Genomic DNA, 14,602 nt, shown 5'->3' on the forward strand with positions numbered 1-14,602 from the left:
GCGGTCACCAGGGCAGCAGCCGCGCAGCCGGGCTGGCGGCTGATGCCGGCGCCCGCTGCTGCGCCGGCGTCCCGGTTGCTGTCGGTCTCCGCCGCGAGCGCGGAGCTGGCCTGGGCGGTGGGCGAGCAGGGGGTACCGGAACAGGGCGCGGGCGGCAGTCCGTTGGCGCTGCGGTGGGACGGCGCGGCGTGGTCGCACACGGACGTGAGGCACCTGGGGCTCAACGGCTCTCTGCGTGCGGTGAGCGGAACGTCGTCGGGCGCGGCCTGGGCAGTGGGGGAAGACCGGGACGGCGCCGACCGCCTGCTGCGCTGGGACGGCAGCACCTGGCGGCAGGTGCGGTATCCGGGCGACGGCGATCCGGCCACCGTTCTGACCTGGGTGGCTGCCGACGGCGACGGCAGGGCGTGGGTCACGGGCCAGCACGAGGGGCGGCCGAAGTTGCTGTGCTTCGACGGCAGCAAGTGGACGTGGACGCCGCCCATTCCGGGTGCGACCTCGCCGAACGCCCCGTGGCGGGTGCGGGTCTCGCCCTCCGGAGGCGTGCACACGGTCGGCTGGGATCTGGCGCGCTGGGACGAGGGCGCGGCTTCGCGCGGCTCCTGGACGGTGCTGCCGCCGCTCACCGGTATCCGGCTCGGCGTCAACGATCTACTGCCCACAGCGCCGGACGATCTGTGGGCGGTGGGCGCGGCGTTCGGGGTCGGCGGACCGCCGGGCAAGCCGCCGTCCGTGGTGCTGGCCCACTTCGACGGTACGGAGTGGACACACGTCACCGGTGACACACTGCCGTTCAAGATCGGCTCGCTGAACGCCATCACCGGGGGCGGTACGGGAACGGGTGGCGTGGGTGGCGGGCCCGGGCTGATCGGCGGGTGGGACTTCTGGGACGACAGCTCCGCGCACTATCTCCGTTGGACCGGTGCGGAGTGGGCCGGGGAGCGAGGCGCGGCCGACGGCGTCGATGCGTACGTGCGGGATGTCGCAAGCATTCCCGGCACCGGTACCCGCACCGGCACCCGCACGGGCCCGGGTGCCGGCACCAGCACGGGCGCCGGCATGGGCACGGGCACCAGCACCGGCACCGGCACCGGCACCGGCACGGGAACCAGCACCCGCAGCACCCGTGCCCAGGGCGGGGCATGGTCGGTCGGCCACACCCGCAATGTGCCGGCGGCCGAGGTCCGGTTCCGGATCGAGCGCTACGGCTAGGGCTCCCGGACCGTCCCGTCGGCGGGCTTCCAGCCGGGTCAGCCCAGTTGGGCGGGGGCCTCTGTGGCCACGCGCTCGAAGACCGATGTGTCTGCTTCGAAGCGGGTGCCGGGGAGGGGCCAGTGGAGGGCGAGTTCGTCGAAGCCGAGGGTGGCGAGGCGACCGGCGAAGTCCACGAAGGCGTCGAGCGACTCCAGGGGGCGGTCCGGGGTGAAGCCGGTCAGCAGGGTGCGGCCGAGGGTGTGCGGGGCGCGGCCGGTGTCGGCGCACGCCTTTTCCAGGGCCTCGGTCTGACGGGCGAGGGCGGCCAGCGAGTCGGCGGGAGTGCCGGTCTCGTTGGCTGCCGGGTCGCCCGTCGTCAGCCATGACTGCCCATGGCGGGCGGCCAGCCGCAGCCCGCGCGGGCCGGTCGCGGCGACGGTGAACGGCAGCCGGGGGCGCTGCACGCAGCCCGGCAGACCGCGCGCCTCGTGGGCGGCGTAATAGGTGCCCTCGACCGTCACCTCGTCCTCGGTGAGCAGCCGGTCGAGCAGCGGGACGAACTCGGCGAAGCGGTCGGCGCGCTCCCGGCGGGTCCACGGGTGCTCGCCCAGGGCCGTCGCATCGAATCCGGAGCCGCCAGCGCCGATACCCAGGGTGACGCGGCCATCGCTGATGTCGTCGAGAGTGATCAGTTCCTTGGCGAGCGGTACGGGGTGCCGGAAGTTCGGCGAGGTGACCATGGTGCCGAGCCGCAGCCGGGAGGTGGCGGCAGCGGCGGCGGTGAGGGTCGGCACGGCACCGAACCAGGGGCCGTCGCGGAACGGTACCCGCCAGGAGAGATGGTCGTAGGTGTACGCGGCGTGAAAGCCCAGCTCTTCGGCCCGTCGCCACATCTCCCGTCCGCCCTCGGACCAGCGGCGGACGGGGAGGATCACGGTACTCAGACGCATACCCCGAGCTTAAGCGCACCGTCACCGGACCCGCCCGGCCCCCGCACCGCATCACCCCGCCACACACCGCCCCACACTCACCGCTATGGCGCGCCCAACCCATGACCACAGCGGGCCCAATACACGGCACGGCGCCCAGCGCATCCAATACACCGGCACACACCGCCGCACCGGCACACCGCCGCACCCACAGATCAACAGCCCTCACTCAACGAACCAGGCTGTCCGCGGACGGTGTGGCGTCGGAAGGGGCGGCCGGGGCCGGGGTGGGGGCGCCGTGGTGGGCGTGCGCGGCGCGGAGGTAGGTGCGTAGGCGGTCCACCGGGTCGGGGTCGTCGGTGGACTTGGGGGCGAGGAACTGGGGATAGATGATCTCCGGTGCGAGGGTGACGGAGGCACCCAGCTCCTCGTACAGCCGCTCGGTACGGAGGCGTACCCATTCGTCCAGTGGCGTGCTGTCGACCCAGAACGGCAGTTGGACGCCCTGCTCCCCCATGGTGTCCAGAGCATGGTTGACCGTGTCCGTGACGGCATCGTGCGGGGACATCAGCGCGATGGGCAGCCGCTCTGGAACGAAGGCGGCCAGGCGCGGGTCGCCGTCCGAGGCGCCGAGCGCCATCGAGGCCAGCCGCGGGGCCAGCGCCGGCGAACAGTGGAAACCGTCGCGGTACGTACCCGTGGCGAAGATCAGACCCGGCACCGAGCAGCGGCCGAGCAGCGGGAAACAGTCCACCGGGATGGGCCGGGCCCCGGCCATCCAGCGCTGGACGCGGGCGAAGGCGAGGTCGTGGTCGACCTGCTCACACACCTGCCGCATCAGGGCGTGTGTGGAGCCGAGCTCCGCGCCGGTGACGGGCTGGGTCGTGATCAGGTTGGTGGCCCCGATGTACTGATCGCCGGGCTCCGTCATCGGTACGACGTGCAGCCCGCAGGTCGCGGCGCGGTTGGGGGTCCGCAGCACATGACGGGCCCCCGGACCGCTCGCCGCCGTGCGGGTCACCAGCAGGGAGACCCCGGTGCCTGACAGCATGGGCGGCACGGCACCCGGCGGCAGCACCGGCTCGGCCAGGGCGGTGCTGGCCGCGCCCGCCGCGAGCACCACGGTGTCCGCCGCCAGCGTGCTGCCGTCGTCGAGCTGTACGCCGCACACACCACGTACGCCGCCCACGCCGCTCGCACCACGTACGCCACCCTCGCAGCCCGCACCACCCTCGCCGCCCGCACCACTCGCGCCACCACCACGTACGCCGCTCACACCCACACCACGTACGCCACCCCCACCGTCCGCCCCAACCGCGACCCCACCCCCCGTCAGCAGCGACCGCACGCTCCCCGCGACATGCCGCACGCCCAGCCGGGCTGTTGCCGCTTCCAGTGCGGCCAGTACGGCGCGGGCGTCCACCGAGCCTTCCCGGCGCAGATGCAGCACCCGCAGCGGACGGGCGTCGCTGCGTGGCGCCAGGCCCTCGACATCCCGGGCATCGACCAGCTCGTGCGGTTCACCATGCTGCTCCGCGGCGGCCCGCATGGCCTCGAAGTTGTCGGCTGCCACCGCTCCTGACCGGCCGCTGAGCAGAACGAAGGTGCCGGGGAGGTGCGAGGCGCGCAGGGCCGGGCCCGCGGGAGGACCGGCCAGTTCGGCGAGCATCTCGATCCAGCCGGGCCAGGCGTCCAACGCCTCGCGGGCCAGTGCGAAGCGGGCCCGGGTCGCCGGATGCCGGGAGGTGTAGCGGGTGACCTCACCGAAGCAGTTGAGCATCGCCCCGGCCGCGTACGTCGCCGACATCGGCCGCTGCGGAGGTCCGACGACGCTCACCCGCGAATCCGGGCTCTGCCGGGCGATCTCCAGGGCCACCGACAGCCCCATGACGCCGTTACCGACCACGACGACATCGGCAACCTCGGCGACATCGGCAACATCCGCAGTCCGCGATTCCACCGATCCCACCGGTTCCACCCGTTCCACCATGAAGGTGCCCTTCCGTCGGCCGGCCCTCGGTCCAGCGTGCGCCGAAGGCATCGCCCATGCAGCGCGGCGAACGATGAACGGGTGACGGCCCGCATCGCGAGCTCCCGGCGCCCGGCCCCGTTCGGCAGTCGGGCCCGGAACCGGGCATGCTCGGTGGTATGGACCACATCCGTCATCCGCACCGGCTGCCACGGATCCGCAGCACCGAGTCGGCCGTCTCCGTGCTCAGCGCGCTGGCCGAGCGCCGCGGGCTGCCGGTGGCGGTGGAGCATGCGATCGGTGCCGACGAATCGTCGCGGCGTACGGCTGCCGGGGCGTTCGCCGTCACCGACGAGGACGGTTCGCTCCCGCACGAGGCGCTGCTGGAGATCCCCGCGACCGAGGGCCCGGACGGGGCACCGTTCACTCCGCAGATCACGGTCCAGCTCTTCGAGGAGGGAGACGCGCACATCACGCTCGACGGGGTGACGTTCCACGATCTGCCGCGCGAGGCGACACCGGCCTTCCTGGAGGCCGTCTTCGACAGGCGCGCCCATCTGAGGAGGACGTGGTACCCGCCGTTCTGCCGACTGGTGGTGACGCTGGACGACGAGCTGTCCTACAAGGAGATCGTCCCCGTGGCCTACGGCCTCTCCCCCTGGCTGAACTCCTTGGGCGGAGAGAACGTCCGCCCCGACGTCGCGGAAGACTGAGCGCCCCCCAGGCACCCAAGCCCCCAAGCCGGAGGAGGTGCCCCAGCGCTAACGCACCCCGCCGAGGCCGAAGATGCGGGCCGCGTTGTCGTGGCAGACGGCGCGCAGCCACGGCTCCCCCAGCCCCGTCCGCGTCTCCAGCGCCTCCAGGGCATCGGCGTACGTGTAGGGGATGTTGGGAAAGTCGGTGCCCAGCAGTACGCGGTCGCCGAGCGCTGCCAGCCGGGGCAGCGCTTCGCGGGGGTAGGAGGCGGCTTCCTCGACGAAGTGGGTGAAGGCCATCGTCGTGTCGAGCATGACCTCCGTATGGCGTTCGGCCAGCGCGAGGAAGTCGGCGTACTCCGGCATGCCCAGATGGGCGACGACCAGCCGCAGCTTCGGATGCCGCTCCAGTACGGCACCGATCGGGCCGGGCCCGGTGAACGGGCCGGGTACCGGGCCGGATCCGCAGTGCGTGACCACCGGCACCCGCGCTTCGGCGAGCAGACCCCACACCTCGTCCAGCAGCGGGTCGCGCGGATCGAAACCGCCGACCTGGAGGTGGCACTTGAAGACGCGGGCGCCCTGGTCGAGTGCGCGGCGCACATCGTCGGCCGCGCCAGGCTCGGCGTGGAAGGTGGCGGTGTGCAGACAGTCGGGCGTACGGGCTGCGAAGTCGGCCGCCCAGTCGTTGAGGGAGCGGGCCATGCCCGGTTTGTGCGGGTAGAGCATCGCGGTGAACGCGCGTACGCCGAAGCCGCGCAGCACCGCCAGCCGTCGCTGCTCGTCGGCGCGGTAGGTGACCGGCCACTCCCGCCCGACCAGCGGCCCGGCCGCGTCGAAGTACGCCCACACCTTCGCCAGCAGCCGCTCGGGCATGAAGTGGGTGTGGACGTCGATGAGGGCGGGGGCGCCTATGCGCGCCCGGAACGCCGCCACCCGCGCCTGCTCCTCCGCTATGGCATCAGGGTCCATGCCGGTCACCCTAGAGTGCGGCCCCCGGTGCGCAGCGCCCGCCCGCTGCCCCGGTCGGCCGCCCCCGGCGTATGGCCGAACGCGCGGCGGAACACGTCGATGAACGCGCTGCTGGACGCCCACCCGCAGCGGTGGGCCACCGCCGTGACGGGCGTACCCTCGGCCAGCAGCCGAAGGGCATGGTGGAGCCGGAGCTGGGTGCGCCATTGCGGGAAGCTCATCCCGAACTCGGCGCGGTAGAGCCGGGACAGGGTGCGCTCACCGGCGCCGACGGCGGCGCCGAGCTCGGCGAGGGTACGGATGTCGGCCGGGTCCTCGTGCAGCAGCCCGCACACCGCCGCCAGCCGCGGGTCCTTTGCAGTCGGCACGTGGACGGGCTGCTGGTCACAGTGGCGCAGCTGGTCGAGCAGTACGGCGCGCAGGCGGCGCCATTCTGCGGCGGTGCCCCGGAAGTCCCCCGTGCAGGCGAGGAGCAGTTCGCGCAGCAGTGGGCTGACGCCGAGCACGGCAGGCCGGTCGAGCCGGAGTGGATTGTCCTTGACCGGCAGCCCTACCAGGTGGAGGTCGGTGGCGCCGTAGGCCCGGTGCTGGTGCGGCGTTCCAGCAGGGATCCACAGCGCACGCGTTGCGGGGGCGACCCAGGCCCCCGCCTGTGTCGTGACGGAGACGACTCCGCGCCCGGCGTAGACGATCTGGTGCTCGTCGTGCCAGTGCGCATCGACCTCCTCCCCGGGGGAGAGGGCGAGCGTCCGCGTCACGGCGCGGGGCGAGTGGCGGGTTTTCGGCATCGCTTGGCAATTTATCGGAAGCGGTACCGTCGCGCGGCCCCGCAGGATCGCCGTATGACGACGAGCGACCACCTGGTACCCCCTCTCGCCACCCTCCGCGAGCGCCGCAGCGCCAAGTGGCAAAGCCACCCCGCGGACGTGCTCCCGCTCCCCGTCGCGGAGATGGACTTCGTGCTGGCCGAACCAGTGGCCCGGGCCCTCCGCGCGGCGATCGACCGCTCCGACACCGGATACGCGGCCCCCACCCGCGAGCTCGCCCACGCACTCCGCGGCTACGCCCGCCGCGCCTGGGACTGGACGATCGACCCGGACCACGTCCGTACGGTCACGGATGTGGGCATCGGCATCGTGGAGACGCTGCGCCGGCTCGTCTCCCCCGGCGACGGCGTGGCGCTGAGCCCTCCGGTGTACGAGCCGTTCGGCTGGTGGATACGCGAGGTCGGCGCGCACCCGGTGGACGTCCCCCTCGCCACCCGGCCGGACGGCGAACGGCGGCTCGACCTGGAGGCGCTGGAGGAAGCCTTCGCAGCCCCCGGCACCGTCGCGTACCTGCTGTGCAACCCGCACAACCCGCTCGGTCTGGTGCACAGCCGCCAGGAGCTGACGGTGCTCGCCGAACTCGCCGACCGGTACGGCGTCCACGTCCTCTCCGACGAGATCCACGCCCCCCTCACCCTCCCGGGGGCCGCCTTCGTCCCCTTCCTCTCGGTGTCGGAGGCGGCCCGCCACCGCGGCTTCGCGTTCCACTCCGCCAGCAAGGGCTGGAACCTGGCCGGGCTCAAGGCGGCCACCGTCGTCACCGCCGACCCGGCCCCCAAGCGGTACGTCGACCGCTTCTCGCCGCACTCCCTCTTCCGTACCGGGCACCTGGGCGTGCTCGCCACCGTCGCCGCGTACGAGCACGGTGACGCGTGGCTGGCCGAGGTGGTGGCGGCGCTCGACCGCAACCGGCGGCTGCTGGGCGAGTTGCTGGCCCGCCACGTCCCGGACCTGGGCTACCGCCCGCCGGACGCCGGGTTCCTCGCCTGGCTCGACTTCCGCCGCCTGCGCGGCGAGGGCCGGCGCGACGACCCCGCCGCGCACCTGCTGAAGACCGCCCGCATCGCCCTGACCTCAGGACTCGGATACGGCCCCGAGGGCCGCGGCTTCGCCCGCCTCAACTTCGCCTGTGCGCCGGACACGTTGACCGAGGCCGTCACCCGCATCGCCGAGCCCCATGCCATGCTCGGCTCCTGACCGACGCGGAGCCGGTCGAGGACCGGTACGACGATGATGAGCTCCCCCCACCCTCGCGCCCAACACCCCCGGCGGAGTGGGCCGAGTTGAGGCCCGTCCCGACGCGGCAGCCGACGCCCAGGCGGGCAGGCGCTAGCTCCACGCGGGGGCGCGCCGCAGGTGAAGGGCGTACCCCGCGGTCAGCGCCTGCGCGGCGCGGTCGGCTGTGGTGCCCGTCAGCCTTGCCCCGTGCAGGAGGGCCCGGAGGGTGAGGACCTGGGCGGCCATCAGGGCGATGACGGGGTTGCGGGAGGTGAGATAGGGCTCGCAGCCGGGGTCGGCCAGGTCGGAAGGGGCGAGGCGGCGGCCGTCACACATTTGGGCGGTGAGATCTTCGATGCGCGTACGCAGCGCGGCGGATGCCTCGCCGGCCGCCCATCGCAGATAGGAAAGCTCGCGTTCGCCCATGGCGACGAGCACGGTCTCGGCCATGCGCCGGACGACCGGGTCGGGGTTGAGCAGTTCGTGCGCCTGGCAGACGGGGATGCAGGTGCAGACCTTGTTACAGGTGCAGATCGTGCCCCCGCTCCCCGTACTCCCGCTCGACGTGCTGCCGTAGGTCGAGCCTCCGGTCGTCGTGCCTCCGGTCGTCGTGCCGCCGGTGCCGTAGGTCGGGCTCTCCGTGGGAGTGGGGGTGTAGGACGGTGTGTCGGTGTCGTCCGGATAGGTCGGTGGGCTCGAATAGTCCGGCTCGGTGGGAGTAGGGGAGTAGGAGGACTCCGAGTCGCTCGGTGTCGGCGACGACGGGGACCCCGAGCCGCTGTCGTCACTGCACCCGCTGAGCAGCAGGGCCGCCGCGACCGACGAGGCGACGCCCGCGCCGAGGAAGCCGCGCCGCCCGGACTTCGCCGCCCACGGCGGCCGGGTGATGGGCAGCACCTCGACAGGGCCGCTGGAGTCGTCGGCGTTCACCCGCTGGATCTCGTAGTGCGGAGCGGTCTTGTTCTCCGCCGTTCGATCCTTTCCGTCCTTGCCCGGGCGCCTCGGCTCCGGCCAGGGCAGCATCACGTCACTCACTTCGGCCTCCGTGAAGAGTGCAGGGCTCGCCGTCGTGGCCGTCACGCCAGAGGAGGCCACCCGATCCTGCGATGCGGGTGAGGAGCTGGTCCTTCACCAGCTCCCTGGTGATGTGGCAGCGCTGCGAACCGACGAACTCGCCGCGTCCGTTCGCCGACAGGGACTTGTGATAGCAGTCGCCCGCGCAGTTCCACTTGGCGAAGCATCCATCGCAGAAGGAGCGCTGTTCGACGCCCAGCTCGCGCAGTCGGCCGAGCGCGTCCATGTCGAACGTATAGCCGTCCGGCCCCGACGTGCCGTAGAAGAAGACGTCTGCGAACTCGTTGTCCTCGGAGAAGGCTTCGAAGCAGGCCGAGACGTTGCCCGAGGGGGTGAGGCAGAAGTTGTCCTGCGTGATGCCGCAGAAGTGGTTGGTGAGAGTGCCGACGCGTGCCGCGCTGTAGATCAGTTCCTGGCCGAACCGCGCGGCGCGGGCCTGGGCTTCGCGGTAGGCGGCGATGAAGTCCTCTGTCTCGGCGTCGGGCTTTCCCTCGTGCCGGCCGAGTTGGTAGGCGGGTTCCACCTGTACGCGCTTCGGCGTGAAGTTGGACAGGACGAACTCGATGGAGTCGGGCAGCAGCGGTATCTGCTCGGCGGTGACGGTCAGCCGCACCGCGTAGGGGTAGTCCGCCTCCGTGAAGCGTCTCATCGTGTGCATGACGCGAGAGCTCGAACCCGTGCCCCGTACGGTCGGCCGGTGCTTGTCGTGCGCCTCGGGCAGGCCGTCGAACGACAGGCTCATGCCACCGTTGAGGTTGGCGATCATCCAGTCGATCTGCCGGTCGGTGAATACGCCGTTCCCCGCGGACGCCGCGATCACGTCGCGGCCGTCCGCCCGGTCATGGGCGTACGCGAGCGACTCGGTCATGAGGTTCCAGTGGACGCTCGGCTCCCCGCCACCGTGGTAGTTGACCCCGACATAGGGCGCGTTCTGCCGCTTGGCGTTGTCGATGACGAAGTCGATGCCCTGCTTGGCGACTTCCATCGACATATATGTGGCCGGAGCGTCGCCCGCCGAGGCGTAGCAGTAGGTGCAGCGCAGATTGCATGCCGTCGTCAGGAACAGCGTGACCTCGGTCGGCGAGGGATCGCCCTGACGGCGTGTGACGGGTGAATGCGGAGTTCTCAGCAGCCCGGCCTGGCGCGCGAACGCGACCACGCTTTCTTCCCCGCCCTCACCGGTCAGGACGCCGGGAAGCGCTGCCGCCAGCCCCTTCGTCGCGGCGAAGGCGACACCGTGCAGCGGCGCATACACCAGATACGCCTCGTCATCCAGGGGGACGGCGAAGATGTCCGGAGTTCCGTTCAAGAATCACTCCAGTCGCTCGAAGTCGAGCCAGCTCTACGCATCGGCATCGAATCACAACGCAGAGCATCATCCCCAGGTTGTGGATTGCCGACAACGGTTCGGACATCTTCCGTTACCCTGCGCGGCCGTCACACCTGTCAGATGTCAGGGGTGGTCGCCTGTCGGGCGTCAGGAGTGGTCGGCCGCGTCCCCTTCAGGAGCCGGTGACCTATGGGAGTTGGGAAGGCATCGACATCGGGTCCGGATGTCCGGGTGCCCGGGGGTCCTGGTCACAGCACCTCGGCGGCGACCTCCGAGGGGCGGGCCAGTCGGGTGCCTTTCTCCGTCACCACGAAGGGCCGCTGGATCAGCACGGGGTGCTCGGTCATGGCCGTGATCAGCTCGTCGTCGGTCATATCGGGCCGGTCGAGGCCGAGCTCCTTGTACGCGGCTTCCTTGGTGCGTACGGCGTCCCGTACGCCCACCCCCGCGTCGGTGATCAGCTGCCGCAGGGTGGCCGCGTCCGGCGGGGTCTTCAGGTACTCCACGATCTCGATGTCGTAGCCCGCGTCCTCCAGGAGGGCCAGGACCGTCCTGGACGTACCGCAGCGGGTGTTGTGGTAGATCGTCGCCGTCTTCGCCATGCGCCTCATGCTAAGCGGCGGCAAGCCGCGGCCGGCTGACCGGCGTCAGCCGAGCGCAGCGAGCGCAGCGAGCAGTTCGCGCTCGCGCCGGGCGCTGAGTCCGGCCCGCCGCGGCCGGTCGAGGCCCTGCTCGCGTTCCCAGCGCAGGGTGTCGACCAACAGCTCCTCCCGCGACCGATGGCGGAGTCCGGCAGCGCGGGCGGCGGCACCGCTGCGCGCTGACCATCCCTCCCATCCCGGCTCGACCAGCCACATCGGCAGCGACTCGGACCCCATGAACTCGGCCACGCCTTCCTCCTCGCGCAGCCACCCCGAACCGGCGCTGACCACCGGGCCGGTGTGCCCGCCGATGGTCCGGGACAGCTCGATCCACTCCGCGAACGGAACGATGGGACCGACGGCGTCATACGTACCGGTGACCCCCTTCTCCGCGGCGTCGAGCAGCCAGCCGGCGAGATCCCGTACGTCGACGACCTGGGTCGGCAGGTCAGGCGTGTCGGGTACGAGCATCGGCTGCTGGGGGTCGCGGGCTGCGCGGGCCACCCAGTAGCCGGAGCGGTCGCTGCCGTCACCGGGGCCGCCTATCAGGCCGCAGCGGGCGTTCAGGAGGCGGTCGCCGACGGCAGCCTCCGACGCCTGCTCGCAGGCGACCTTGGCCTCGCCGTACAGCGACCGGTCCACCTCGCTCCGGTCGGTCGGGGCGAGGACGGGCGCGGACTCGTCGGCGCCGGGCGTGCCTTGGGACGCGTAGGCGTTGATGGAGGAGACATAGGACCAGTGCCTGGCCCTCTCGCCCAGCGCGCCGAGCGCACCGCGCACGAACCCCGGCTGCCATGACACTTCGACGACCACGTCCCACTCGCGGTCGAGCAGCGGTTCGTACGCCGTCGCGTCGCGCCGGTCGGCGACGACCAGCCGCGCGCCCTCCGCCACGTCCCCGCTCTCACCCCGCGCCAGGCACGTCACCCGATGCCCGCGCCCGATCGCCTCCCGCGCCACTTCCCGGCCCACCCACGCCGTTCCGCCCAGCACCAAAGTCTCCATCGCTCCACCCAAGCACCCCCACCCCGAACACTCACTCGAATTCGCTCACAGCAGAGGGGCCGACAACAGCAAGTGCGCGCACCCTGGTGGCGGGTGCGCGCACTTGTGAGCCGTCGGGAGAGGCCGCACCGCGTCGTCGGCGGAGGTGGGGCCTCGGCAAGGGCGGCCGGGGTCAGTTCTTGACCGGCCACTCCAGCGGGTCCTTGTAGAAGCCCCGGCTCAGTTCGACCGCGGTGGCCTTCTGGCCCTCGGGGACGAGGAACGCGGAGCAGATCTTCTCCGAGGCGCCCGCCTGCACCTTCTTGCTGGTCTCGGTGGCGGGGCAGTTGGGCCACTTGGCCGCGCCCATGAGCACGATGAGGGCCTTGGTGCGCTTGCCCTTGTCCGTCTTGACGACCAGGTCGTCGTCCATGTCGCCGAGCTCCATGGTCTTGCCGCTCTTGTGGGTGACGGTCGACCAGACGTACACGGGGATCTGCGGACCGTCCTCCTTGTCCTTCTTGAGGCCGGAGTTCTCCATGTCCGCCTTCGTGCCGGTCTGCACCTTGGTGGGGGTGACCGTGTACTTGGCGCCCTTCGAGCTCGTCTGGTCGCTCGTCTGCACCGGGCTGGACTCACCCAGGGCGAAGGTCTTCTTGCCGCCCGACGAGCCGGAGTCGGAATCGGAGTCGGACGAGTGCGAGCCGGAGCCGCGGCTCTTCTTCCCGCCGCCAATGTCGCAGCCGGTCACTGCCATGGCCAGCACCAGCGCTCCCGCCACCGCCGGAACAGCACGAGTCCACGTACGCATGTCTTCCTCACTTCCCCGTTGAATAGCCCCGTCGCCCGGCAGGGCGGTTCGCCCGCGCGGCCGGACCAGAGTTCGGCGCCTGTGTTCAGGCGCTGATCCTGCCAGAGCGGAACCCGCACCTCAGCAGGAGGGGGTACCGCCAGGGTTGACCCGTCGCCCTGGACTGCCGCGACGGTCCACCCCGATCTCGGGTCCACGACTGACGCGCCCGCGCCCCGCCCGCCCCTACTGTCCTGTACAGACCCGCAGTTGCGGGAGCGAAACCAACGGGGGATTCACCATGGAACGGAGCACTGGTTCACGTACGCGTACGCGCCGGCGCCGTACCGTCCTGTCCGCCACCGCCGTGGCGGCGGCACTCGCCGTCGGGGGCGTGGGCGTTGCCGTCACCGGTTGGAGCGGTGACGGGAGCGGGGGCGGCAACCGCAACGGGGAGGCCCGAGACGGGGAGACCAACGCCGCGGGCAAGGCCGGCAAGAACGAAAACAAGGGTGCCAAGAGCGGCAAGGGCGACCAGCTGCGCAACAGGGCCGCCGGCGAAGCGAACGGCGCCGCCTCGCCGAACGCCGCGACGTACGGGAACCGCGTCGTCACCTGGAACCTGCACGGACCCGGCCACCACAGTGCCCACGAACAGGCGCGGCAGATCGCCCGTTACCGGCCCGGCGTCATCGGCCTCCAGGAAGCCTGCAAGACGAAGGTCGACAGGATCGCGAAGGCCCTGCGGGAGATCCACAAGCTCGACTACCACGTCACTTACGGCACCATCAACCGCAAGCGCGGCCAGTGCGGCGGCGTCTTCAAGGGCGGCGCATACGGCCAAGCCATGCTGACCGCCGCACCCGCCAAGGACCCGGTCAACGTGCGCTACAGCAACGGCGGCTCGGAACCGCGCGGATACATGGCCGTCACCGTGCCCATCCAGGGCAAGGACGTACGGGTCTTCACCACGCACCTCGCGCAGAAGACGGCGGACGACCAGCAGACCGCGGTGCGCGCCCAGCAGGTGCGTGAACTGGAGGCCGCAGCCCGTCCGCACAGCCGCGCGGTCGTGCTCGGCGACTTCAACACCCTGCCCAGTTCGAGCGAGCTGGCCCCGATATGGCAGCACTTCGCCGAGGCCGACCCGCACTGCGGTGCCAAGCCGGACGCCCGCTGCCAGGGGACGGTCGGCGCACCGTCCAACGCCAAGAAGCTGGACTACATCCTGCTGCGGCGCGGCGCCTTCGATCCGCCGGGCGTCGGCGTCCACGACCCGCAGGACCAGTCGGACCACTCACTGGTGCACGCGGATCTGAAGCCGCTGTTCTGAAGGCGCTGCTGTGCGGCCGTACGGCTCACGGCGGAGGAGCTCACAGCCCCGGGGCGCCCCAGACGGGGAACCAACGGCTGAGGTCGGCCTCCAGCGGGAGGTCGTTCGCCAGGAGGCTGCGGACCTGGAGCTCCAGCCCGTTGTCCCGCTTCTCGGTGCCGCCGGGGATCGGGACGAAGGGATAGAAGGTGCCGCGCTTGTAGAGGTAGATCAGTGCGAGCGAGGCGCCCGAGCCCTCCTGCCGGAAAGACACCAGCGAGCACAGCAGCTGCGGCCCGAAGCCGCCCTCGGCCAGCAGCGTGTTGACGGCGTGCAGATCGTTGACGAGGGCCGCCATGTCGTCGGCGGGCTGGCGCGCCGTGAGCCACGTATAGCCGTAGGAGTCCTGGTCGAACTCGACGGGGATGCCGCCCCGCTCGGTGTCCGCGTCCAGCAGCTCCCGTACCTCCTGCCGGAGCCGGGTGAAAGCGCCGCCCTCCACGCTGGCGAAGCAGACGGCGCCGACGCCGGTCGGCACGAACGCGGTCCCGGCCTGGAGGGTCAGCGCGGCAGCGGGCAGCGCGAAGAGCTGGTCGAGGTCGGGCCGCTTGGGCTTGCTGCGGCCGAGGAGCACGTCCAGAAAGCCCACGGGCCGTCTCCCTTCGTC

14 protein-coding genes are annotated in these 14,602 nt (G+C 71.6%); 4 read left to right on the forward strand and 10 right to left on the reverse strand.

Annotated elements, in window-relative coordinates; genetic code table 11:
• The first annotated feature begins 42 nt into the window (after nt 1–42).
• The gene (locus ACTWP9_RS30415) at nt 43–1,212 is read left to right on the forward strand and encodes a hypothetical protein (RefSeq protein WP_443249530.1); all 1,170 of its coding nucleotides are present in this window, start codon (nt 43–45) and stop codon (nt 1,210–1,212) included.
• Between the two features lie 38 nt (nt 1,213–1,250).
• Here ACTWP9_RS30415 and ACTWP9_RS30420 read toward each other — a convergent pair whose 3' ends face one another.
• Nucleotides 1,251–2,144: an LLM class flavin-dependent oxidoreductase gene (locus ACTWP9_RS30420; protein ID WP_443249531.1), complete on the reverse strand. Its 894-nt coding sequence runs from the start codon at nt 2,142–2,144 to the stop codon at nt 1,251–1,253.
• Between the two features lie 208 nt (nt 2,145–2,352).
• Nucleotides 2,353–4,083, reverse strand: coding sequence for an FAD-dependent oxidoreductase (locus ACTWP9_RS30425; RefSeq protein WP_443249532.1), 1,731 nt, complete (start codon nt 4,081–4,083; stop codon nt 2,353–2,355).
• Nucleotides 4,084–4,271: 188 nt separating this feature from the next.
• Between ACTWP9_RS30425 and ACTWP9_RS30430 the strand changes: the two genes are divergently transcribed.
• A complete protein-coding gene (locus ACTWP9_RS30430; protein ID WP_443249533.1) occupies nt 4,272–4,805 on the forward strand; it encodes a hypothetical protein in 534 nt (177 codons plus the stop codon).
• Nucleotides 4,806–4,853: 48 nt separating this feature from the next.
• On the opposite strand, the gene ACTWP9_RS30435 is transcribed toward ACTWP9_RS30430, so the two are convergent.
• Nucleotides 4,854–5,759, reverse strand: a complete 906-nt coding sequence (locus tag ACTWP9_RS30435; RefSeq protein ID WP_443249534.1) for an amidohydrolase family protein — start codon at nt 5,757–5,759, stop codon at nt 4,854–4,856.
• Between the two features lie 5 nt (nt 5,760–5,764).
• A complete protein-coding gene (locus ACTWP9_RS30440) occupies nt 5,765–6,547 on the reverse strand; it encodes an AraC family transcriptional regulator (protein ID WP_443249535.1) in 783 nt (260 codons plus the stop codon).
• 54 nt (nt 6,548–6,601) lie between these two features.
• Between ACTWP9_RS30440 and ACTWP9_RS30445 the strand changes: the two genes are divergently transcribed.
• On the forward strand, nt 6,602–7,783 hold the full coding sequence (locus ACTWP9_RS30445) for a MalY/PatB family protein (protein WP_443249536.1): 1,182 nt from the start codon (nt 6,602–6,604) through the stop codon (nt 7,781–7,783).
• Between the two features lie 132 nt (nt 7,784–7,915).
• Here the strand turns inward: ACTWP9_RS30445 and ACTWP9_RS30450 are convergent, their stop codons facing one another.
• From ACTWP9_RS30450 to ACTWP9_RS30470, 5 genes are all read right to left on the reverse strand, one after another.
• Entirely contained in the window at nt 7,916–8,839 is a 924-nt protein-coding gene (locus ACTWP9_RS30450; protein WP_443249537.1) for a hypothetical protein, read from the reverse strand.
• On the reverse strand, nt 8,832–10,187 hold the full coding sequence (locus ACTWP9_RS30455) for a radical SAM protein (protein ID WP_443249538.1): 1,356 nt from the start codon (nt 10,185–10,187) through the stop codon (nt 8,832–8,834). The genes ACTWP9_RS30450 and ACTWP9_RS30455 overlap by 8 nt, the downstream gene beginning before the upstream one ends.
• A 269-nt stretch (nt 10,188–10,456) precedes the next feature.
• Nucleotides 10,457–10,810 carry an arsenate reductase (glutaredoxin) gene (arsC, locus tag ACTWP9_RS30460; RefSeq protein ID WP_443249539.1) on the reverse strand — a complete coding sequence of 118 codons (354 nt, stop codon included), beginning with the start codon at nt 10,808–10,810 and terminating at the stop codon, nt 10,457–10,459.
• Between the two features lie 45 nt (nt 10,811–10,855).
• Entirely contained in the window at nt 10,856–11,854 is a 999-nt protein-coding gene (locus ACTWP9_RS30465; RefSeq protein ID WP_443249540.1) for an NAD-dependent epimerase/dehydratase family protein, read from the reverse strand.
• 172 nt (nt 11,855–12,026) lie between these two features.
• Entirely contained in the window at nt 12,027–12,644 is a 618-nt protein-coding gene (locus ACTWP9_RS30470) for a hypothetical protein (RefSeq protein ID WP_443249541.1), read from the reverse strand.
• Between the two features lie 280 nt (nt 12,645–12,924).
• Here ACTWP9_RS30470 and ACTWP9_RS30475 point away from each other — a divergent pair, with 280 nt between their 5' ends.
• A complete protein-coding gene (locus ACTWP9_RS30475) occupies nt 12,925–13,956 on the forward strand; it encodes an endonuclease/exonuclease/phosphatase family protein (protein WP_443249542.1) in 1,032 nt (343 codons plus the stop codon).
• A 40-nt stretch (nt 13,957–13,996) separates the two neighbouring features.
• On the opposite strand, the gene pspAB is transcribed toward ACTWP9_RS30475, so the two are convergent.
• On the reverse strand, nt 13,997–14,584 hold the full coding sequence (gene pspAB, locus ACTWP9_RS30480) for a PspA-associated protein PspAB (RefSeq protein WP_443249543.1): 588 nt from the start codon (nt 14,582–14,584) through the stop codon (nt 13,997–13,999).
• Nucleotides 14,585–14,602: the final 18 nt, after the last annotated feature.

Origin of the sequence: Streptomyces sp. 3N207 (genome assembly GCF_052246355.1) — a bacterium.
In the GTDB taxonomy this organism is placed as follows: Bacteria; Actinomycetota; Actinomycetes; order Streptomycetales; family Streptomycetaceae; genus Streptomyces.